The organism is Nocardioides iriomotensis, assembly GCF_004168035.1.
GTDB lineage: Bacteria > Actinomycetota > Actinomycetes > Propionibacteriales > Nocardioidaceae > Nocardioides_B > Nocardioides_B iriomotensis.
Window position 1 is genome coordinate 23,620 of sequence record NZ_SDPU01000035.1, and the last position, 21,855, is coordinate 45,474.

Annotated in this window: 12 protein-coding genes; 5 read left to right on the forward strand and 7 right to left on the reverse strand. The window is 71.9% G+C overall.

The genetic code is table 11. The features are described from left to right. The first annotated feature begins 5 nt into the window (after positions 1 to 5). From nirB to ETU37_RS19880, 4 genes are read left to right on the forward strand one after another with little or no spacing between them, the layout of a single operon-like run. Complete coding sequence (nirB, locus tag ETU37_RS19865; protein WP_129989102.1) at positions 6 to 2,579, forward strand: nitrite reductase large subunit NirB; 2,574 nt, start codon at positions 6 to 8, stop codon at positions 2,577 to 2,579. Beyond that, positions 2,576 to 2,971, forward strand: coding sequence for a nitrite reductase small subunit NirD (nirD, locus tag ETU37_RS19870; protein ID WP_129989103.1), 396 nt, complete (start codon positions 2,576 to 2,578; stop codon positions 2,969 to 2,971). The genes nirB and nirD overlap by 4 nt, the downstream gene beginning before the upstream one ends. After that, the gene (locus tag ETU37_RS19875; protein ID WP_240755849.1) at positions 2,968 to 4,095 is read left to right on the forward strand and encodes a uroporphyrinogen-III synthase; all 1,128 of its coding nucleotides are present in this window, start codon (positions 2,968 to 2,970) and stop codon (positions 4,093 to 4,095) included. The genes nirD and ETU37_RS19875 overlap by 4 nt, the downstream gene beginning before the upstream one ends. Then, on the forward strand, positions 4,092 to 4,832 hold the full coding sequence (locus ETU37_RS19880; protein WP_129989104.1) for a sirohydrochlorin chelatase: 741 nt from the start codon (positions 4,092 to 4,094) through the stop codon (positions 4,830 to 4,832). Before ETU37_RS19875 ends, ETU37_RS19880 begins: the two co-directional genes overlap by 4 nt. On the opposite strand, the gene ETU37_RS23500 is transcribed toward ETU37_RS19880, so the two are convergent. The 6 genes from ETU37_RS23500 to ETU37_RS19910 form a co-directional block, all read right to left on the reverse strand. Continuing rightward, entirely contained in the window at positions 4,756 to 5,769 is a 1,014-nt protein-coding gene (locus ETU37_RS23500) for an NUDIX hydrolase (RefSeq protein ID WP_206054073.1), read from the reverse strand. The genes ETU37_RS19880 and ETU37_RS23500 overlap by 77 nt on opposite strands. After that, the gene (gene glgB / locus ETU37_RS19890; protein WP_129989105.1) at positions 5,766 to 7,967 is read right to left on the reverse strand and encodes a 1,4-alpha-glucan branching protein GlgB; all 2,202 of its coding nucleotides are present in this window, start codon (positions 7,965 to 7,967) and stop codon (positions 5,766 to 5,768) included. Before glgB ends, ETU37_RS23500 begins: the two co-directional genes overlap by 4 nt. Next, positions 7,964 to 9,406 carry a maltokinase N-terminal cap-like domain-containing protein gene (locus tag ETU37_RS19895; RefSeq protein ID WP_129989106.1) on the reverse strand — a complete coding sequence of 481 codons (1,443 nt, stop codon included), beginning with the start codon at positions 9,404 to 9,406 and terminating at the stop codon, positions 7,964 to 7,966. Before ETU37_RS19895 ends, glgB begins: the two co-directional genes overlap by 4 nt. Further along, complete coding sequence (gene treS, locus ETU37_RS19900; protein ID WP_129989107.1) at positions 9,403 to 11,184, reverse strand: maltose alpha-D-glucosyltransferase; 1,782 nt, start codon at positions 11,182 to 11,184, stop codon at positions 9,403 to 9,405. Before treS ends, ETU37_RS19895 begins: the two co-directional genes overlap by 4 nt. After that, positions 11,184 to 13,178: an alpha-1,4-glucan--maltose-1-phosphate maltosyltransferase gene (locus ETU37_RS19905; RefSeq protein WP_129989108.1), complete on the reverse strand. Its 1,995-nt coding sequence runs from the start codon at positions 13,176 to 13,178 to the stop codon at positions 11,184 to 11,186. Before ETU37_RS19905 ends, treS begins: the two co-directional genes overlap by 1 nt. Before the next feature lie 125 nt (positions 13,179 to 13,303). Further along, the gene (locus tag ETU37_RS19910) at positions 13,304 to 16,765 is read right to left on the reverse strand and encodes a M36 family metallopeptidase (protein WP_129989109.1); all 3,462 of its coding nucleotides are present in this window, start codon (positions 16,763 to 16,765) and stop codon (positions 13,304 to 13,306) included. Between the two features lie 199 nt (positions 16,766 to 16,964). Here ETU37_RS19910 and glgP point away from each other — a divergent pair, with 199 nt between their 5' ends. Continuing rightward, positions 16,965 to 19,556, forward strand: coding sequence for an alpha-glucan family phosphorylase (gene glgP / locus ETU37_RS19915; protein WP_129989110.1), 2,592 nt, complete (start codon positions 16,965 to 16,967; stop codon positions 19,554 to 19,556). 62 nt (positions 19,557 to 19,618) lie between these two features. On the opposite strand, the gene glgX is transcribed toward glgP, so the two are convergent. Beyond that, positions 19,619 to 21,787, reverse strand: coding sequence for a glycogen debranching protein GlgX (gene glgX / locus ETU37_RS19920; protein WP_240755850.1), 2,169 nt, complete (start codon positions 21,785 to 21,787; stop codon positions 19,619 to 19,621). Between the last annotated feature and the right edge of the window lie 68 nt (positions 21,788 to 21,855).

A 21,855-nucleotide genomic window follows, 5' to 3' on the forward strand; every position in this document is an offset into this window, starting at 1 on the left:
TCGCCATGACCGAGACCAGCACCCGCAAGCGCCTCGTCGTCGTCGGCGGTGGCATGGTGGCGCACCGCCTCGTCGAGGCCGTCGCCGACCGTGACACCGCCGGCGAGTGGCACGTCGACGTCTTCGCCGAGGAGTCGCGCGCACCGTACGACCGGGTCGCGCTGACCTCCTTCTTCTCCGGCCGCGACCCCGAGGACCTGCTGCTCGGCGACGGCTCGCTCTGGCGGCGCGAGGGCGTCCGGCTGCACACCAACGCGCCGGTGAAGGCGGTCGACACCGCCGCCCGGCAGGTGCACGCCCGCGGCCGCGTCTACGACTACGACGCGCTGGTCCTGGCCACCGGCTCGTCGGCGTTCGTGCCGCCGGTCGAGGGGTCGGACCTGCCCGGCTCGTTCGTCTACCGCACCGTCGACGACGTCACCGAGCTGCGCGCCTGGGTCACCGACCGCGGCGCCGAGCTCGACCGGCCGGTGCGCGGCGCGGTCGTCGGCGGTGGCCTGCTCGGCCTCGAGGCCGCCGGCGCGCTGCAGGCGATGGGCGTCGAGTCCACCGTCGTCGAGTTCGCCCCGCGGCTGATGGCGCTCCAGGTCGACGAGGGCGGCGGCGAGGCGCTGCGCCGGCTCATCGAGAAGCTCGGCATCACCGTCCGCACCTCCACCGCGACCAAGCGGATCAAGGCCGGCCGCAACGGCCGCGTCGCCCGGATGGACTTCGACGGCGGTGACCGGCTGCCCGTCGACGTGGTCGTCTTCGCCACCGGCGTGCGCCCGCGCGACGAGCTGGCCCGGGCGGCCGGGCTGCCCGTCGGCGAGCGGGGCGGCGTACGGGTCGACGAGGCCTGCGCCGTACCGGGGCACGACGACGTGTACGCCGTCGGGGAGGTGGCCTGCATCGACGGCCGGTGCTGGGGGCTCGTCGGCCCCGGCAACACCATGGCCGAGGTCGTCGTCGACCGGCTGCTCGGCGGCGGCGCGACGTTCCCCGGCGCCGACACCTCCACCAAGCTCAAGCTGCTCGGCGTCGACGTGGCGAGCTTCGGCGACGTGTTCGCGGCCCAGGCCGGCAGCCTCGAGGTCGTGCACTCCGACCCGGTCAACGGGGTCTACAAGAAGCTCGTCGTCAGCGACGACGCCCAGACCCTGCTGGGTGGCGTGCTCGTCGGCGACGCGTCGGCGTACGCCTCGCTCCGCCCGCTCGTGGGCAGCCCGCTCGGCGCCGACCCGACCGCGTGGCTGCTCCCCGAGGGCGTCGAGGGACCGCCCAGCACCGAGCTGCCCGACGCCGCCAACGTCTGCTCGTGCAACAACGTCTCGGCCGGCGCCATCCGTTGCGCCGTCACCGAGCAGGGCTGCACCGACCTCCCCGCGGTCAAGGCCTGCAGCAGGGCGGGCACGTCCTGCGGCTCCTGCCTGCCGCTGGTCAAGACGCTGATGACCAGCGAGCTGGAGAAGGCCGGCGTCGAGGTCTCCGACGCGCTGTGCGAGCACTTCGCGGTCAGCCGCGCCCAGCTGTTCGACATCGTGCGGGTCACCGGGCTGCGCACCTTCAGCGAGATCATCGCCGCGCACGGCACCGGCCGCGGCTGCGACATCTGCCGCCCGGTCGTCGCGTCGATCCTGTCCAGCCTCGGCACCGGGCACGTGCTCGACGCCGACCAGGCCCGGCTGCAGGACACCAACGACCACGTGATGGCCAACCTGCAGAAGGACGGCACCTACTCCGTCGTACCCCGCATCCCCGGCGGCGAGATCACCCCCGAGGGCCTGCTGGTGATCGGGCAGGTGGCCCAGGACTTCGGGCTCTACACCAAGATCACCGGCGGCCAGCGGATCGACCTGTTCGGCGCCCGGATGGAGCAGCTGCCCGCGATCTGGAAGCGGCTCGTCGACGCCGGCTTCGAGTCCGGCCAGGCCTACGGCAAGGCGGTCCGCACGGTGAAGTCCTGCGTCGGCTCGACCTGGTGCCGGTACGGCGTGCAGGACTCCGTCGGCCTCGCGATCGCGCTCGAGCTGCGCTACCGCGGCCTGCGCGCCCCGCACAAGATCAAGCTCGGCGTCTCCGGCTGCGCCCGCGAGTGCGCCGAGGCGCGCAGCAAGGACGTCGGCGTGATCGCCACCGAGAACGGCTGGAACCTCTACGTCGGCGGCAACGGCGGCTTCACCCCGCGGCACGCCCAGCTGTTCGCCGAGGACCTCGACACCGAGACGCTGGTCCGCACAATCGACCGCTTCCTCATGTACTACGTCCGCACCGCCGACCGCCTGCAGCGCACCGCGCCGTGGGTCGAGCAGGTCGGCATGGACGAGGTACGGCGGGTCGTCCTCGACGACAGCCTCGGGATCGCCGCGGACCTGGACGCCGCGATGGCGGCCCACGTCGACTCCTACGAGGACGAGTGGGCCGCGACGCTCGACGACCCGGAGAAGCTCGCCCACTTCGTCTCGTTCGTCAACGAGCCCGACACCGCCGACCCGTCCCTGGCCTACGTCACCGAGCGAGGCCAGCGCCGACCCGCCACCGCCGACGAGCGCCGCGAGGGCGTGCTGGTCGCCGGCCCGACCCTGGAGGTGCGCTCGTGACCCCCGTCTGCCCCCTCGACCGTCTGGTGCCCGAGCGCGGCGTCGCCGTCCTCGTGGGCGGTCACCAGGTCGCGCTGTTCCGGGTGACCGACCCGGCGACGGGGGAGGACCGCGTCCACGCGGTGTCTCACCTCGACCCGTTCAGCGGGGCGCACGTGATGGCCCGCGGTATCGTCGGCTCCTCCGGAGAGCGGGTCACCGTCGCCTCGCCCATGTACAAGCAGGTCTTCGACCTCGCCACGGGTGCGTGCCTGACCGAGCCGGACGTCCGGCTCCCGGTCTGGCCGACCCGGATCCTGGAGGGACTCGTGCACGTCGCCGACCGCCCGGCCGAGCAGCCGGTCGACCCGTCGCTCGACCCGTCCGCCGCGCTCGCGGCCGCCACGCCGTGACCGCCGTCCCGCCGGTGCTGGCCGGCTGCCGCGTGCTGGTGACGGCGCAGCGGCGGTCGGACGAGCTGGCGGGCGCCCTGATCCGGCGCGGCGCCGAGGTCGTCGTCGCGCCCACGCTCGGCGTGGTCCCGCACATCGACGAGGAGACGCTGCTCGTCCGGACCCGCGAGATCCTCGCCGACCCCGTCGACACGCTCGTGGTGACGACGGCGATCGGCTTCCGTGGCTGGCTCGACACCGCCGAGACGCACGGTCTCGCCGAGGAGCTGCTCGCGGTGCTCGACGGCGTCCGCCTGGTCGCCCGCGGCCCCAAGGCCCGCGGCGCCCTGCAGGCCGCCGGGCTGCGCGCCGACTGGGTCGCGGAGTCGGAGACCAGCGCCGAGATCGCCGACTTCCTGCTCACCGAGGGCGTCGAGGGCACCAGGATCGCCGTGCAGCACCACGGCGCCGGCGACGACGGCCTCGACGACCGGCTCACCGGCGGCGGCGCCGCGGTGGTCAACCTCGAGGTCTACCGCTGGGGACCGCCGCCCGACCCGGCCGCCGTCGAGGACGCCGTCAGGCAGCTCGCCGCCGGGCTCTTCGACGCCGTCGTCTTCACCTCCGCACCGGGCGCCTCGGCCTGGCTGCGCGAGCTGGTGCGCCTCGACGTCTCCGACACCGTCCGCGCCCTGGTCGCCGACGGCCGGCTGCGCGTCGCCGCCGTCGGCCCGGTCACGGCCGAGCCGCTCCAGGTAGCCGGGATGCGGCCCGTGGTCCCCGACCGCGGCCGGATGGGCGCGCTGGTCCGCCGCGTGATCATGGACCTCGGCGACGAGGCCCACGGCCTGCGCACCTGCGAGGGCGTGCTGCACCTGCGCGCCACGACGGCCACGCTCGACCACGTCGTGCTCCCGGTCTCGCGCGGCGGCCTGGCGGTGCTGCGCCGGCTGGCCCAGACGCCCGGCCACGTCGTCACCCGCGACACACTGCTCCAGGTGCTGCCCGGCGACTCCGACGACCCGCACACCGCAGAGGTCGCCGTCGCCCGGCTGCGCGACGCGATCGGCTCCCGCACCCTCGTCCGCACCGTCATCAAGCGCGGCTACGTCCTGGACGTGCTGCCGAGCGTGACCACGCCATGACGACGCTGGTCGCCTGCTCCCACGGCACCGCCGACCCCGCCGGCGCGGCCGCCGTGACCCGGCTCGTCGAGGCGGTACGCCGCCGCGCCGGCCTCCCCGTCGTCGAGGCGCACGTGGACGTGCACCCGCCCTACCTCGCCGACGTCGCGCCGCGGCACCGCGACGTCGTGGTCGTCCCGCTGCTGCTCGCGGCCGGGTACCACGCCCACGTCGACATCGCCCGCGTCGTCGACGACCACCCGAGTGCCGCGCAGGCCGACGCGCTCGGACCCGACCCGCGGATCACCGCGCTCCTGCTCGACCGGCTGCACGCCGCCCGGCTCCGGCCGGACGACGCGGTGGTGCTCGCCGCGGCCGGCTCGTCGGACGACGCGGCGGACGTCTCGGTCCGCCGTACCGCGGAGGCGCTGGGCGCCCACCTCGCCAGGCCCGTCACCGTCGCCTACGGCGCCGCCCGCGCGCCGCGCGTCGCCGACGAGGTCGCCCGCCTGCGCGCCGAGCAGCCGCGTCGCCGGGTCGTGCTGGCGTCGTACCTCCTCGCGACCGGTCACTTCCACCGCCGCCTGCTCGCCGCGGGCGCGGACGTGGTCACCGCGCCCCTGCTCGACGGTCCCGTGGTCGACGAGCGGCTGGTCGACGTGGTGCTCGACCGCTACGCCGTCACCGCCCGCTCTCGGTGTACGGCGGGCCGTCGCCACGCAGCGACGCGAGAGCGGCCTCGATCCGGCGGGCGGTGAAGTCGGCGGCGCGCTCGTGGACCTGCTCGAGCGTGCAGAACTCGACCGAGCGGATCTCGCGGACCTCCTTCACCACCCCGTCGAGGAGCGAGGGGTCGTGGACGCCGCCGTCGAACACCAGGCAGACCGCGTCGTCCCAGCCGCCCCACGGCGGGAGCCAGTCGGCGAGCAGCAGGGCGCCCGCCTCGATCGACAGGGAGAGCTCCTCGTCGACCTCGCGGGAGACGCCCACGCGCGGCGACTCGCCGACCTCGACGACGCCACCGGGGAGGTCCCAGTCCTGCTTGTAGGTCAGCCGGCACAGCAGCACCCGGTCGTCGGGGTCGCGCACCAGCAGCTGGCTGATCGCGCGCTTGCGCGGAAGGAACGAGTTGAGCAGCGACCGGAAGCCGTCGGGCGCGGTGACCGGCGGGTCGCTGCGCAGCCGGGCGTAGAGCACGGTGTCGTGCCGCTCGCCCTGGAGGATCTCGCGGCCGCGCATGATCCCCTCGCGGTGCAGGCCGCTGCGCGTGGCGACCCGCTTGGACGCGTCGTTGGCGTTGTTGACGTAGGCCTCGATCCGCACCAGTCCGAGCTCTTCGAAGGCCCAGTCGACCAGCACACGCACGGCGCGGACGGCGTAGCCGCGGCCGCGGTGGCCGGCGTACAGGATCCAGGAGAGCTCGCCGATCTGGTCGGACTTGGTGCGGATCTCGACGTTGCCGACGATCGCGCCCTCGGCCTCGACCAGGAAGTTCACCGTGGTCCGGCCCTCGGTCCAGCCCTTCCGCCAGCGCGTGATCGCCTCGGTCTGCTCCTCGCGTGTCGGCGTCACCGCCGGGAAGTCGAACCAGCGCTGGATCGTCTCGTCGTGCCCGGCGATCGCGGTGTCGACGTCCTCGTCACGCCACGGGCGCAGCGTGACGACCCCGTCGGTCAGTGTGGGTTGCTCCGTCACGAAGGCCCGGGGGTGAGGAAGACGGCGCCGAGCGGCGGGAGCGTGACGGTCGCGGAGGCGGGCTGCCCGTGCCAGGGGTCGTCGGTTGCCTCGACCTTGCCGAGGTTGCCGACCCCGGAGCCGGAGTAGGCCTCGCCGTCGGTGTTCAGCGCCTCGGTCCAGGCGCCGGCCGTGGGCAGGCCCAGCCGGTAGCCGTGGTGCGGGATCGCCGAGAAGTTCGCGACGCACGCGAGCTGCTCGCCGCCGGAGCCGATCCGCAGGAAGCTGAACACGTTGCTGCTCGAGTCGTTGGCGTCGATCCACTGGAAGCCCGAGCCGTCGGTGTCGAGCGACCACAGCGCGGGGGAGTCGGCGTAGAGCGCGTTGAGGTCGCGCACCAGCGAGGCGACGCCGCGGTGGTCGCTGTTGTCGAGCAGCCACCAGTCGAGCTCGCGGCTCTCGGCCCACTCGGACTCCTGGCCGAACTCCGAGCCCATGAACAGCAGCTGCTTGCCGGGGTGCGCCCACATGTAGGCCAGGAAGCAGCGCAGGTTGGCGAGCTGGCGCCACCGGTCACCGGGCATCTTGCGCAGCAGCGAGCCCTTGCCGTGCACGACCTCGTCGTGGCTGATCGGCAGCACGTAGTTCTCGGAGTAGGCGTAGACCATCGAGAACGTCATCTGGCCGTGGTGGTACTGGCGGTGCACCGGGTCGTTCTGGACGTAGCCGAGGCTGTCGTGCATCCAGCCCATGTTCCACTTGAACCCGAAGCCCAGGCCGCCCAGGTGCGTCGGCCGGGTGACGCCCGGCCAGGACGTCGACTCCTCGGCGATCGTGGTGGCGCCGGGCACGCGCTTGTAGACGGTGGCGTTCATCTCCTGCAGGAACGCGACGGCCTCGAGGTTCTCGCGGCCGCCGTAGACGTTCGGCGACCACTGGCCGGGCTCGCGGCTGTAGTCGAGGTAGAGCATCGACGCGACGCCGTCGACGCGCAGGCCGTCGGCGTGGAACTCCTCCAGCCAGAACAGCGCGTTGGCGACCAGGAAGTTGCGGACCTCCTTGCGACCGAAGTTGAAGATGTAGGAGCCCCACTCCTTGTGCCAGCCGCGCTGCGGGTTGGGGTCCTCGTAGAGCGGTGTGCCGTCGAACTCCGCGAGCGCCCACTTGTCGGTGGCGAAGTGGCCGGGCACCCAGTCGAGGATCACACCGATGTCGGCCTGGTGCAGCCGGTCGATCAGCCGGCGCAGACCGTCGGGGTCGCCCATCCGGGCGTCGACCGCGAAGTACGACGTCACGTGGTAGCCCCACGAGCCGCCGAACGGGTGCTGCATGACCGGCATCAGCTCGACGTGGGTGAAACCCATGTCCTTGACGTAGTCGACGAGGCTGTCGGCGATCTCGTCGTAGCTGTAGCCGCCGCCTCCGTGGTGCTTGCGCCACGAGTGCAGGTGCACCTCGTAGACCGACATCGGCCGCGCGTGGAAGTCGGTGCGCTCAGCGCGCGCGGTCATCCACGCGTCGTCGCCCCAGGTGTGCGACGACTCGTGCACCACCGACGACGTGGCCGGCGCGATCTCGGCCTGGAAGGCCATCGGGTCGGCCTTCTCGCGCCACTGGCCGTCGGCGCCGAGGATGACGAACTTGTACTTGGTTCCGGCTCCGACGTCCGGCACGAACAGCTCCCACACGCCGGAGACGCCGAGCTGGCGCATCGGGTGCTCGCGGCTGTCCCAGCTGTTGAAGTCGCCCTTCACCTGCACGCCCCGAGCGCTCGGCGCCCAGACCGCGAACGACGTCCCGGTGACGTCGCCGGTCGGCGACTCGTAGCGGCGCACGTGGGCGCCGAGCACGTCCCAGAGCTGCTCGTGGCGGCCCTCGTTGATCAGGTGCATGTCGACCTCGCCGAGGGTCGGCAGGTAGCGATAGGCGTCGTCGACCAGGGTCGGGTCGCCGCCTTCGTACTTCACCTCGAGGCGGTAGTCGGGCACGTCGGGGGCGTCCAGCACGCCGACCCAGACGCCACCGCGCTCGTGCTCCAGCGGCGTCCGCTCGCCCTCGCTCACGACGACGACCGACTCGGCGAGCGGCCGCAGCACGCGCACCGTCGTGGCGCCGGCGTGCGGGTGCGCGCCGAGGATGTCGTGGGGGTTGCCGTGCTCGCCCGCGACGATCTGGTCGAGGACGGACGGTTCGACGGGGTGGGTCGCGGTCTGGCTCATGGTGCCTCCTCCGCACGGGGAGCGGTGAGCCGCTCGATGGCGCCGAGCGGGATGCCGATCCAGGTCGGTCGGTTGCGGGCTTCGTAGACGGTCTCGTACACGGCCTTGTCGGCCTCGTACGCCGTCAGCAGCGCGTGCTCGTCGGCTGTCGGCGTCGGCGGGTGCTCCTCGTCGACCTCCTGGTCGGGCCGGAGCGCGGTCAGGTATCCGGCGAGGAACGCCTCCTGGTTGCGCTGTGCCCACTCGGCCGCGCGGTAGGCGATCTGGTCGCCGTCGTCGAGCTCGGCCTGCACGTCGGCCTCGACCGCGTGGGCGGCGTAGTCGAACGAGCGCAGCATGCCCGCGACGTCTCGCCAGGGGCTGTCGGGCAGCACCCGCTCGGCCAGAGGCTTGGCCGGCTCGCCCTCGAAGTCGACGATCTTCCAGCCCTTGACGGTGCGCAACGTCTGGCCCAGGTGCAGGTCGCCGTGCACCCGCTGCACCCGGACCGGGGCCGACACGGTCTCCACCGCGTCGAACGCAGCGCGCAGCGCGTCGGCGTGCGGGGCGAGCTCGGGCACGACCTCGACGGCCGCGTCGAGGCGGTCGCGCATGGCGGCCGCGAGCGACTTCTTGTCGTCGGCGTCCCACGTGCTGGTCGGGAACGCCGCGGCCAGGTCGCGGTGCACGTCGCCGACGGCGACGCCCAGTCGGTGGGACTCACCGGCGAAGTCGCCGCCGACCTCGTCGGCGTGCAGGTCGGCCTCGGCGAACAGGTCGCGGACGCTCGCCAGCGCGAGGTCCCAGCCGTCGCTCGCGGTGCGGAGGAACTGCTGGAGCATCGCGAGGTGCAGCGGCTGTCCCTCGGGACCCTCGTCGCTGCGCCCCTCGACCCAGCCGTAGAGCGCGGCGACGTGGTCGCTGCCGGCCTCGGTGAGCCTGGCGTGGATCTCGATGTCCGGGTTGTGCCCGGGCGTGATCTTGCGGAACACCTTCATCAGGCTGTCCTCGCCGAACGCCAGCGACGAGTTGCTCTGCTCGCCGGAGAACAGCGTGGAGTGGGTGGTCATGTCGAGCTCGTAGCCGGGCAGCCGGTGGAAGGTGAGCCGGTCCTGCTGGAGCCCGCTGTCGAACGCCTGCAGCCACAGGATGGTGACCTCGCGGTCGTGCATGGCGTCGTAGGCGTGCACGGGTCCGAGCTCCGGGTCCTCCCAGAGGCCGATCTGCGCGTGCTCGAGCCGTCCCTGCGGCTCGGCGTAGTAGGCGACCGGGACCTGGTAGGTCTCGCTCTGGCCGTCGGTGTACGCCAGGGTGACCAGCTCGATGCCCACGAAGGGCGTGCCGTCCTTCTCGGCAGAGCCGAGCGAGCCGATGCGGCGCACGTCGGCGACGGACGCGGAGCGCCCCTTGCCGCCGAACCAGCGGGCGGACTCGATGAACTGCTCGAGCTCGGACTTCACGGGCTGGTCGCCTCCTGGGTGGTCGTCAGCGGTTCCGGCGCAGCGGGCTGCATGTTGTCCGACTCCGACGGGGGCAGCCGGAACCAGTAGAAGCCGTACGCGCCGAGGGTCAGCAGGTAGGGCAGCTCGCCGATCTCCGGGAAGCGCACGCCGCCCAGCAGCTCGATCGGCGCGACCCCTTCGTAGCGGCGCAGGTCGAGCTCGACCGGCTGCGGGAAGCGCGAGAGGTTGTTGACGCAGAGCACGCGGTCGACGCTCCCGTCGGACGACGTGTGCTCGCGGACGTAGGACAGCACGCTGGGGTTGGAGCCGCCCAGGTCGTGGAACGCGCCGAGACCGAACGCCTCGTGCTTCTTGCGGGCGTGGATCATCCGGCGGGTCCAGTGCAGCAGGGACGACGCGTTCTCGAGCTCGGTCTCGACGTTGACACGCTGGTAGCCGAACACCGGGTCCTGGATCACCGGAAGGTGCAGCCGGCCGGGTGTCGCCACCGAGAAGCCGGCGTTGCGGTCGGCGGTCCACTGCATCGGCGTGCGCACGCCGTCGCGGTCACCGAGCCAGATGTTGTCGCCCATGCCGATCTCGTCGCCGTAGTAGAGGACCGGCGACCCCGGCAGCGACAGCAGCAGGGCGGTGAACAGCTCCATCTGGTTGATGTCGTTGTCGAGGAGGGGCGCCAGCCGGCGACGGATGCCGATGTTGGCCTTCATGCGGGGGTCCTTGGCGTACTCGCCCCACATGTAGTCGCGGTCCTCGTCGGTGACCATCTCGAGGGTCAGCTCGTCGTGGTTGCGCAGGAAGATGCCCCACTGGCACCCGTCGGGGATCGCGGGCGTCTGCTCCATGATCTCGGAGATCGGGAACCGCGACTCGCGCCGCACCCCCATGAAGATGCGCGGCATGACGGGGAAGTGGAACGCCATGTGGCACTCGTCGCCGCCCTTGTCGAAGTCGCCGAAGTACTCCACGACGTCGTCGGGCCACTGGTTGGCCTCGCACAGCAGGACCCGACCGGGGTAGTGCTCGTCGACGTAGGTCCGGACGTCCCGGAGGAAGGCGTGGGTCTCCTTGAGGTTCTCGCCGTTGGTGCCGGGCCGCTCGTAGAGGTACGGCACCGCGTCGAGGCGGAACCCGTCGATGCCCATGTCGAGCCAGAAGCTCAGCGCCTCGAACATGGCCTCGTGGACCTTGGGGTTGTCGAAGTTGAGGTCCGGCTGGTGGCTGAAGAAGCGGTGCCAGAAGTACTGCTGGCGCACCGGGTCCCAGGTCCAGTTGGACGGCTCGGTGTCGACGAAGATGATCCGCGCGTCCTGGTAGAGCTCGTCGGTGTCGGACCACACGTAGAAGTCGCCGTAGGGGCCGTCGGGGTCGGAGCGGCTGGCCTGGAACCACGGGTGCTGGTCCGAGGTGTGGTTCATGACGAAGTCGATGATCACGCGGATCCCGCGGTCGTGGGCGGCGTCGAGGAACGCGTGGAACTCGTCGACGGAGCCGCACTCGGGGAGGATGTCGGTGTAGTCGGCGACGTCGTAGCCGCCGTCACGCAGCGGCGAGGTGAAGAACGGCGGCACCCACAGGCAGTCGACGCCGAGCCAGGCCAGGTAGTCGAGCTTCTCGGTCAGGCCGACGAAGTCGCCGACCCCGTCGCCGTTGCTGTCACGGAACGACCGGACCAGGACCTCGTAGAAGACGGCGGTCTTGAACCACTCGGGCTGCGCCGCCTGGTCGAGACCGGGCTGGTCGGCCGTCGTCGGACCACTCTCGTGCTGGGTGGACATCAGGCCGGCGACCTCCGGACGGTGAGGATGTGGGCGGGCTCGTGGTACGGGTCGAGCCGGACGTAGCTGCGTTCCCACCACGTCCAGGTCTCGCCGGTGATCTCGTCGTGCGCCTGGAAGCTGTCGTGCCAGTCGAGGCCGAGAGCCGGCATGTTCAGGTGCAGCATCGTCTCGCGCGTGCCGTGCGGGTCGAGGTTGATCACGACGATGACGTGCTCGTCGGTGCCGTCCGGCCCGGGTGCGGACTTGCTGAACACGAGGATCGAGTCGTCCTCGCTGCTGTGGATCGTGACGTTGCGGAGCAGCTGTAGCGGCCGGCTCTCGCGGCGGATCTCGTTGAGCCGCGTGATGTACGGCGCCAGGGTGCGGCCGGTCGCGTCGGCCTCGTCCCAGTCGCGGATCCGGATCTGGTACTTCTCCGAGTCGAGGTACTCCTCGCTGCCGGGCTTCACCGCGACGTGCTCGAAGAGCTCGTAGCCGGCGTAGACGCCCCACGACGGCGAGCCCGTCGCCGCGAGGGCCGCGCGGATCTTGAACGCCGCCGGCCCGCCGTACTGCAGGAACGCGTGCAGGATGTCGGGCGTGTTCACGAAGAAGTTCGGGCGCATCACCGTGCTCGTCTGGTGGGCCAGCTCGGTGAGGTACTGCTCGATCTCCCACTTGGCGGTGCGCCAGGTGAAGTAGGTGTAGCTCTGGTGGAACCCGACCGTCGCCAGCGCCCGCATCATCGGCGGCTTGGTGAACGCCTCGGACAGGAACAGCACGTCGGGGTCGGTCTTGCGGACCTCGCTGATCAGCCAGCCCCAGAACTCCACCGGCTTGGTGTGCGGGTTGTCGACGCGGAAGATCCGGACGCCGTGCTTCATCCAGTGCTTCACCACGCGCAGCACCTCGCGGTAGATGCCGTCGCGGTCGTTGTCGAAGTTGACCGGGTAGATGTCCTGGTACTTCTTCGGCGGGTTCTCCGCGTAGGCGATCGTGCCGTCGGCGCGGGTGGTGAACCACTGCGGGTTGGTCGTCACCCACGGGTGGTCGGGCGCCGCCTGCAGCGCGAGGTCGAGCGCGACCTCGACGCCGAGGTCGTTGGCGCGCCGGACGAACGCGTCGAAGTCTGCGAACGTGCCGAGGTCGGGGTGGATGGCGTCGTGCCCGCCGTCCTTGGAGCCGATCGCCCACGGGGAGCCGACGTCGTCGGGGTCGGGGGTGAGCGTGTTGTTGCGGCCCTTGCGGTTCACCTCGCCGATCGGGTGGATCGGAGGGAGGTACAGGACGTCGAAGCCCATCGCGGCGACGGCGTCGAGCCGCTTGGCCGCGGTCGTGAAGTTGCCGGACACGACCTTGCCGGTCGTGTCGTCGACGTAGGCGCCCTCGCTGCGCGGGAAGAACTCGTACCAGGCCCCGTACAGCGCGCGCTCGCGGTCGACGTACACGGGGAACGGGCCGTTGGCGGTGACCAGGTCACGGAGTGGGTACGCCGCCAGCACCTCGTCGACCTGGGGGCTGGTCGCGGCCGCGAACCGCACCGGCTCGGGGCGCTTGGTGTCGCGCACCGCCTTGACGGCGTCGGCGAGCACCTTGCGCTGCGCCGCCCCGCCGCGCCTGGGCAGCGCCTCGGACGCGCGCTCGAGCAGGAGCGCACCCTCGGTGAACATCAGCTCGACGTCGATGCCGGCCGGGATCTTGATCTCGGCGTTGTGCCGCCAGGTGGCGACCGGGTCGCTCCAGGACTCGATCTCGAAGGACCACGGACCCATCGCGTCCGGCACGACCTCGGCGGTCCAGAGGTCGACCTTCTCGGGGACCTTGTGCATGCGCACGGGCGCTCTCCGCCTGCCCTTGGGGTCGATCAGCACGACGTCCGCGTTGAGGGCGTCGTGGCCCTCCCGGAAGACGTGGGCGGTGACGGGGAGGGGCTCTCCTACGGTGCCCTTGGCGGGGTAACGACCACCTTCGACGACAGGTGTGACGTCCATGACGGGGATACGTCCGACCATGGGCCGAACGTACCGCAATCGGCTGGTGGGGAAACGTTCCGGATTTCAGCCTTCCGCCACGCGGACCGGGCCTGTCGAGACCACCCCAGGCAGCCCCGACAGGCCCGGCGCCTGTCACCCGCGCGTCACTCGAACAGCTGCAGCTCCGCCGCGCGCACCGCGAGGTCGGCGTCGGAGGCCGCCGCGCAGTCGGTGTCGTTGAGCGGGTCGTTGTCCAGCTCGCCGGCGTAGCCGGCGTAACCGGTGCACTGGTTCTCCAGCGCCACGAACCGCACGTGCGTGGCCTTGGTGTCGGGGACGTCGAACTCGCGCAGGGCGAGGTTCGGCGCCACCGGCCGCGGCCGGACGCCCGGGAACGCGTTGTCCGGGCTGGTGTAGATCCGCGTCCACGCGACGTCGTCGCCGACGCAGCTGACCTCCGCGGACTGCAGGCAGACCTCGATCGCGAACTTCCGCAGCGCGGTGAAGCGCGAGCCCGAGCCCGGGTCGTCGTCGGTCGCGGCCGCCAGCGGCAGCTCGTCGCCCGATGCCTCGGCCGGACGCAGCATCGCGCTCACCCGGGCGGTGCGGACCGTGTGCGCGCCGCCGGCGAGGTCGACGACGACGTACGGGTTGGTGACGTCGACGCCGTCGGTCTCGTTGACGCCGGCCCAGTTGCTGGCCTCGGTGTCGTCGATCAGCGAGGCGGCGTTGAGGCTGCCCGGGCTGGACGCGATCACCTTGGCGCCGCTCGTGGCGGAGGCGACGTTCTGCTTGACGCTGATCGTCTTGGTCACGGTCTGCCCGGCCGACACGGTCAGCGTGCTGCGGGTGTGGCCGGTGCCGGCGCCGACGAACAGCACGTCGTAGGTGCCGGGCGCGACCTTCACGCTGCTGCCGAGCGGGGTGGCGGGCAGGGTGTCGGCGCTCGGGGTGGCGCGGGCCTCCCAGCGGCCGAGGTAGACCTTGCCGGGCGCCATGGCCGAGCCCTGCTTCGGCGCGAACGTCACGGTCGCGGACGGCGTGCCGGTCGCCTGCCAGCCCGGGGTGGGCTCGCTGTCGTCGGCGGTCGGGGTGCTCGCGTCGCTGCCCATGCCGTTGCGGGCGAAGGCCTGCCACAGCACCTTCTGGTTGGCGCCACCGAACCGCATCTGGTCGGCCGCGAGCATCGCGTCACGGGCGTCGAGCATGCTCGTCGAGCCCTGCTGGAGCAGGAAGGCGTCGAACATCAGCTGCACCCAGCGGCGGTTGCCGGGGCACTGGTCGGCCGGCAGCGGCGAGCTCGTGGCGGTGCCGCGCGCGCACCGCAGCTGGAGCGCCTTGTCGCCGTACGGGAAGGAGGAGTTCCACTTGTCCACCAGCGCCTGCCGGACGTCCCACATCGTGCCGTTCCAGATCTCGCCGTCGGCGTGGACCTCGGGACCGGTGCTGTCGAAGCCGTAGTCGGCGTAGGTCAGCGGGTTGTCGTTGATGGCGTAGTCGCGGATGCCCTCGTGCTTGTTGCCGGTGGCGTACGGCCCGACGGCCCACGGGTTGGCACCGTTGGAGTAGTCGTGGCTGAACAGGTACTCACCGGCGACCAGGTCGCCCCAGGACTCGCCCATCGCGCCGCCCTGCTCGGAGGTGATGCCCTCGTCGGGGCCGCCGATCATGCGGTTGCTGATCGCGTGGGTGTACTCGTGACCGACGATGCTCATGTCGAGACCGCCGTCGGTGCACGGGGCGTAGAACGCGCCGGCGATCGGCTGGAACAGGTACTGGTTGGTGATGCCGGGGATGCCGTCCTGCAGCGCGATCTGGTTGGCGTTGTCCCGGCCGAGGTACGACGGCGAGCCGCCGGTGAGCGCACCGGCCTGGGCGTTGCCGACCTCGGGGTCGTTCTCGCGGGTCGGGTCCGGGTTGGCGCCGAGGTTCTTCTGCTGCATGTTGTAGTTCGCCTCGGTGAAGCCCAGGAAGTACGAGTAGTCGTGCATCCGGTTGTGCGAGACGAACAGGTTCGTCACCGACGCGTCGATGTCGTTGCCGCCCGGTACGAGCTGGGACGGGTCGCACTGGCTGTTCTGCCAGGCGTCGGTGAACTCCGCGGTGTACTCGCGGGTCGGCGAGACCGGCGCCTGGAACAGGCCGCCCGGGGTCAGCGGGCTCAACCACGCCTCGTGGGTCGAGGCGGCGTTGCCGACGGTGGTGAAGGTCGGCAGGTTGGTGGTGAAGTCGTGGTCCCACGGCGAGCGCGCGGCGAGGTTCTCCAGCGAGCCGGGCGGGGTGTCGCAGCCCTCGGCGCCGGTGACGCGCCAGCAGCCCGTGACCCGGTTGGTCGGGACGTGGGTGGTGTCCTCGTTGAGCTCCGGGTTGGCCAGGAAGTACGTCCACCGCGGCAGCGGGACGCCGACCTCGGCGCCGCCCTGGTCGGAGGTGGTGACCACGCCGGCGTACGCGCCGGGGCCGACGAACGGCACGGTCGGGTCCTCGAACGGGCAGACCTGCACGTTGTAGATGCCGGCCGCCAGGGTGCCGCCGGGTGCGTAGCTGACGGTCTCGGGGCTGGCGAGCAGGTCACCGGAGGTGAGCACCTCGCCGCCGGGGCCGAGGATCTTCACGACGATGTCGTTGAGCGGGTTGGCCGCGCTCGCGACCACGTTGATCTGCTTCGTGGCGTCGTCGGTGAGCTCGAAGGGGTGCAGCGGCCCGCACTCGGTCGCGGTGATCTCGCCGTTGAACGGCACCGCGTCGGAGGACTGCTCGACCTGGTTCTCGCGGTGCAGGACGCGGCCGGTGACGGCGTCGACCATGAGCGTGTAGGCGAACGCGCTGCCGCCCTTGACGTCCACGACGTTGGTCTCGAAGACCGGCCGCACCGAGCCGTCGGCGAACGCCAGCGCCCGGAGCCGGGCGACCTGCTCCTGGGCGAAGCCCGCGACCTGGAGGCGGGTCCAGCCGGTCTTCGCGACGGTGTCGAGGACGTCGCCGGCGACCACGTCGCGCCCGACGTTCTGGGCGGCCCTGAGCCAGGCCTGGGTCGGCGTGAGCACCGCGGCGTCGGGGCTCGCGGTCGTGCGGGTCAGCGAGGAGGAGACGTAGGCGATCCTGCCGTCCGCGACGCCGACGGTGACCATGCTGCCGAGTGCGGGGGTGAGGTCCCCGAAGCGCTGGCGGAACAGCACGGCGCGGGCGGGGGAGTCGGCGAGCTTCTGGCTGTTGACCAGCTCGAGACCCGCCACCTGGGCGGCGCTGACACCCAGCAGGTCGGTGTGCGCGGCGAGCCAGGTCCGGGCCGCGGTGGCGGGGTCGCCGGCCGCCGCGCCGAGGTCGCCGGTGGGGGAGGACACCGAGGCCGGCGTCCCGAAGTCGTTCCAGCGGACCGTGACGTCCTGGGCCCGGAGCAGCGACGCGGCCGCCTTCTGGGCCGCGGTCGGCAGCACGGAGCCGCGCTCGTCGAGGTTCGACAACCCGGGGGCCGTGTCGCCCCAGGTCACGAGCTCGTCGAGCGAGGAGGGGGCGGGTGCGCCGGCACTGCTCGCGGGCAGCCCCGCCACGCCGAGGACGAGGAGCCCGGCGGTGGCGGCACCGGCGGCACGCCGCCAGCTCCGGGTCGGGGAACGGTCAGGCATGTGAGCCTCCGAGGTGAGGACGGGCGTGCGCGCCGGTAGGCGGCACGACCCCTCTAACGCCGGACTGTGAGACGGGTTACGCGACGGTAGGTAAAAGGACCCCCGGGTCCGCGCGCGGGCTGATGATCTCGGTCACGGGACAGGGTGGGTTGGACAGGACATTGGATCGTTCAAGTCGTTCTGGGCTACCGTGCTGCCCGTGAGAGCAATCCGTCGATTCACCGTTCAGCCCGTCCTGCCCGACGCGCTCGCCGCGCTGGGTGAGCTGGCCGGCAACCTGCGCTGGTCCTGGCACCCCGAGACCCAGGACGTCTTCGCCGCCGTCGACCCCGAGGCCTGGGAGGCCGCGGGGCACGACCCGGTCAAGCTGCTGGGGCACGTCGGCCAGACCCGGCTCGACGAGCTGGCCGCCGACGAGGGCTTCCTCGCCCGGCTCGGGGCCGCCCACGAGGACCTGCGCACCTACCTGACCCGCGACCGCTGGTACCAGCGGTCCGCCGCGGCGGACGCGCCCCGGTCGATCGCCTACTTCTCCCCGGAGTTCGGCATCACCGCGGTGCTGCCGCAGTACTCCGGCGGCCTCGGCATCCTGGCCGGCGACCACCTCAAGACCGCCAGCGACCTCGGCGTGCCGATCGTCGGCGTCGGCCTGCTGTACCGGCACGGCTACTTCCGCCAGTTCCTCTCCCGGGACGGCTGGCAGCAGGAGACCTACCCGGTCCTCGACCCCGACGGCCTGCCGATCGCGCCGCTGCGCGACGCCGACGGCAACGTCGCCAAGGTGACCATCGGTCTGCCCGACCACGGCACCCTCACCGCCCGCGTCTGGGTGGCCCAGGTCGGCCGGGTGCCGCTGCTGCTCCTCGACTCCGACACCGAGGAGAACAGCCCCGAGATCCGCGGCGTCACCGACCGCCTGTACGGCGGCAACAGCGAGCACCGCCTGCGCCAGGAGATGCTCCTCGGCATCGGCGGCGTCCGGGCGATCCGCGCCTACACCCAGATCACCGGCGCCCCGGCGCCCGAGGTCTTCCACACCAACGAGGGCCACGCCGGCTTCCTCGGCCTGGAGCGCATCCGCGAGCTGACCGAGACGGGGCCGCGCCTGGCCTTCGACGTGGCGCTCGAGGTGTCCCGCGCCGGCACGGTGTTCACCACGCACACCCCGGTCCCGGCCGGCATCGACCGCTTCCCGATCGACCTGGTCGCGCAATACTTCGGCGGCGACAACGCCTGCCCGGGCGTCCCGGTCGACCGGATCCTCGCGCTCGGCGCCGAGGACTACCCCGGCGGCGACTCGTCGGTGTTCAACATGGCCGTGATGGGCTTCCGCCTCGGCCAGCGCGCCAACGGCGTCTCGCAGCTGCACGGCCACGTCAGCCGCGGCATGTTCGGCGGCCTGTGGCCGGACTTCGACGAGTCCGAGCGTCCGATCAGCTCGATCACCAACGGCGTGCACGCCCCGACGTGGGTCGCGCGCGAGATCTTCGACCTGGTCAGGTCCTACGGCGGCCGTCCCGGCCCCGAGCCCGACGCCGACCACCCGTCGCAGGTGTTCGAGCTGGCCGACAAGATCTCCGGCCAGGACATCTGGCGGACCAAGCGGGCGCTGCGCGAGAAGCTCGTGCTCGACGCACGCAAGCGGCTGCGCAAGTCGTGGAAGCAGCGCGGTGCGGCCCCGGCCGAGCTGACCTGGATCGACTCCGCGCTCGACCCCGACGTGCTGACCATCGGGTTCGCCCGCCGGGTCCCGTCGTACAAGCGGCTGACGCTGATGCTGCGCGACCCGGAGCGCCTGAAGAGCCTGCTGCTCCACCCGGAGCGGCCGGTCCAGCTCGTCATCGCCGGCAAGGCGCACCCGGCCGACGAGGGCGGCAAGAAGCTGATCCAGGAGATCGTCCGGTTCGCCGACGACCACGAGGTGCGGCACCGCATCGTCTTCCTGCCCAACTACGACATCGGGATGGCGCAGCCGCTCTACCCGGGCTGCGACGTCTGGCTGAACAACCCGCTGCGCCCCTACGAGGCCTGCGGCACGTCCGGCATGAAGGCGGCGCTCAACGGCGGCCTCAACCTCTCGATCCTCGACGGCTGGTGGGACGAGTGGTACGACGGCAACAACGGCTGGGCGATCCCGTCGGCCGACGGCATCGACGACCCCGACCGTCGTGACGACATCGAGGCGAGCGCGCTTTACGACCTGATCGAGAACGAGGTCGCGCCGCGGTTCTACGACAACGACGCCGAGGGCGTGCCGTACCGCTGGATCGCGATGGTCCGCCACACCCTCAAGTCGCTCGGGCCCAAGGTGCTCGCCGACCGGATGGTGCGCGACTACGTCACCACGCTGTACGCCCCCGCGGCGGCCAGCTCGCGCACCCTCAACGGCGACTTCGCCGGCGCGGTCGAGCTCGCCGCCTGGAAGAAGCGCACCCGCGAGGCGTGGCGCGGCGTCGCGATCGACCACGTCGAGTCCAGCGGCGTCGCCGACACCCCGGCCCTCAACGAGACGCTCGAGGTGCGCGCGTTCGTGTCGCTCGGCGACCTGACGCCCGACGACGTGGACGTGCAGGTCGTGCACGGCCGGATCGGCAACGACGACAACCTCGTCGACACCCACGCCGAGTCGCTGGCGCACGCCGAGACATACGAGGGCGGCCGGCACCGCTTCGAGGGCAAGGTCCGGCTGTCGTCGACCGGCGCCTTCGGCTACACCGTCCGGGTGCTGCCGAAGAACGCCCACCTGGCCGGCCCCGCCGAGCTCGGCAAGGTGACCTACCCGCCGGCCTGACGCCGTGACGTGCGACGAGCCGGGTCCCCCACGACGGGGACCCGGCTCGTGCCGTCTGCGGGTCAGGCCTGGCGGACGACGATCAGGCTGCGCGGCTCGATCGCGATGACGCTGCCCGCCTCGACCAGCTCGCCGACCGGGTGGCCGGAGTCGGTCGACAGCACCACCTCGCCGCGGTCGACCCAGTCGTTGAGCGGCAGGGTCGCCTTGCCGGGCTCGGGGTGGGCGTTGAACCAGAGCAGGAACGACGCGTCGCGCAGCACCTCGCCGCGCGGGCCGCGGTCGCGCAGCGGGCTGCCGGAGACGAACATCCCGAACGTGTGCAGCCGGTCGTCGAACCAGTCGGCGTCGGTCATCTCGCGGCCCTCGGGGTGGATCCACGCGAGGTCCTTGGGCCCGCCGTCGACGGCGGGGGTGCCCTCGAGGAAGTGCCGCTGCCGCAGCGCCGGGTGCTCGCGCCGCAGCCGCAGGGCCGCCTTGGTGGTCTCGTAGAGGTCGAGCCACGCGTCGTCGGGCCGCCAGTCGACCCAGGACAGCTCGTTGTCCTGGCAGTAGGCGTTGTTGTTCCCGCGCTGGGTGCGGCCGCGCTCGTCGCCGGCGGTGATCATCGGGACGCCGGTCGACAGGCACAGCGTCGCCATGAGGTTCGCGGCCTGCTTGCGGCGCAGCGCGGCGACCACCTTGTCGTCGGTCTCGCCCTCGACGCCGCAGTTCCAGGACCGGTTGTTGTCGGTGCCGTCGCGGTTGTTCTCGCCGTTGGCCTCGTTGTGCTTGTGGTTGTAGGAGACGAGGTCGCGCAGCGTGAAGCCGTCGTGGGCGGTGATGAAGTTGACCGAGGCGTACGGCGACCGGCCGTCGTCGGCGTACAGGTCGCTGGAGCCGGCGAGCCGGGACGCGACGTCGCGGATGCCGCCGGACTGGGTGCGCCAGAAGTCGCGGATGGTGTCGCGGTAGCGGTCGTTCCACTCCACCCACGGCGGCGGGAACCGGCCGACCTGGTAGCCGTCCATGCTGGCGTCCCACGGCTCGGCGATCAGCTTCACGTGGCGCAGCACCGGGTCCTGGCCGATGGTCGTCAGGAACGCGCCGCGCAGGTCGATCGCGGTGCGGTCGCGGGCCAGCGCGGGGGTGAGGTCGAAGCGGAAGCCGTCGACGTGGAACTCGGTGACCCAGTAGCGCAGCGAGTCGAGGATGACCCGCAGCGCCGGGTGGTAGGTGGTGTCGACGGTGTTGCCGCACCCGGTCACGTCGAAGTAGGGGTCCCGTCCGTACTCGACGCGCTTGTAGTAGCCGTAGTCGTCGAGGCCGCGGAAGCTCAGACAGGGGCCGTCGGCGCCACCCTCGGCGGTGTGGTTGTAGACGACGTCGAGGATCACCTCGAGGCCGGCGGCGTGGAGGTTCTTCACCATCTGCTTGAACTCCGCGATCTGGTTGCCGCGGTCACCGCTGGAGGAGTAGCCGTGGTGCGGCGCGAAGTAGCCGATGGAGTTGTAGCCCCAGTAGTTGGTCAGGCCGAGGTCGGCGAGGTGGCGCTCGGGCACGATCTCGTGCACGGGCAACAGCTCGACGGTGGTGATGCCCAGGTCGCGCAGGTAGTCGACGACGGCGGGGGAGCCCAGCCCGGCGTAGGTGCCGCGCTGGTGCTCGGGCACCCGGTCGTGCAGCTCGGTGAAGCCCTTGACGTGCAGCTCGTAGACGACCGTGTCGGTCCAGCGGTGCCGCGGGCGCACCCGGTCGTCGTCGCCCCAGTCGAAGACGTCGTTGGTGACGACCGACAGCGGGACGTACTGCAGCGAGTCACGGTCGTCGCGGGTGCGCATGCGGGCCGCCCGGACCCGCTCGCCCTCGGACGGGGCGGCGTACACGTGGGCGTAGACGTCGTCGACCAGCCACGCCTCGCCGGAGATCGCGCGGGCGTAGGGGTCGATCAGCAGCTTGGCGGGGTTGAACCGGCGGCCGCGGTCGGGCTCCCAGGGGCCGTCGGCGCGGTAGCCGTAGCGCTGGCCGGGCATGACTCCGGGGAGCGCGCCGTGCCAGATGCCCAGCGTGCGCTCGGCCATCGGGTAGCGCCGTTCCACCGGTCCCTCGGGGCCGTCGTCGACCAGGCACACCTCGACCCGCGTGGCCTCCGGGGCGAACACCGCGAAGTTCGTCGACTCGGGGCCCCACGTCGCACCGAGGGGCTGGTGCTCGCCGGGCCACATGTCGGGAACGGGTTCATCCACCTGCACGCGGACAAGTGTGCCCAACGCGACGACGTCTCAGACCGTCCAGGTGGCTAGGGTTCGGTACGCCAGGA

Bases quoted from the DNA above. Each gene is read 5' to 3' on its own strand.
- ETU37_RS19910 (WP_129989109.1), bottom strand. From the start codon at position 16,765: ATGCCTGACCGTTCCCCGACCCGGAGCTGGCGGCGTGCCGCCGGTGCC.
- glgB (WP_129989105.1), bottom strand. From the start codon at position 7,967: ATGAGCCAGACCGCGACCCACCCCGTCGAACCGTCCGTCCTCGACCAG.
- nirB (WP_129989102.1), top strand. From the start codon at position 6: ATGACCGAGACCAGCACCCGCAAGCGCCTCGTCGTCGTCGGCGGTGGC.
- ETU37_RS19905 (WP_129989108.1), bottom strand. From the start codon at position 13,178: ATGGTCGGACGTATCCCCGTCATGGACGTCACACCTGTCGTCGAAGGT.
- ETU37_RS19880 (WP_129989104.1), top strand. From the start codon at position 4,092: ATGACGACGCTGGTCGCCTGCTCCCACGGCACCGCCGACCCCGCCGGC.
- treS (WP_129989107.1), bottom strand. From the start codon at position 11,184: ATGTCCACCCAGCACGAGAGTGGTCCGACGACGGCCGACCAGCCCGGT.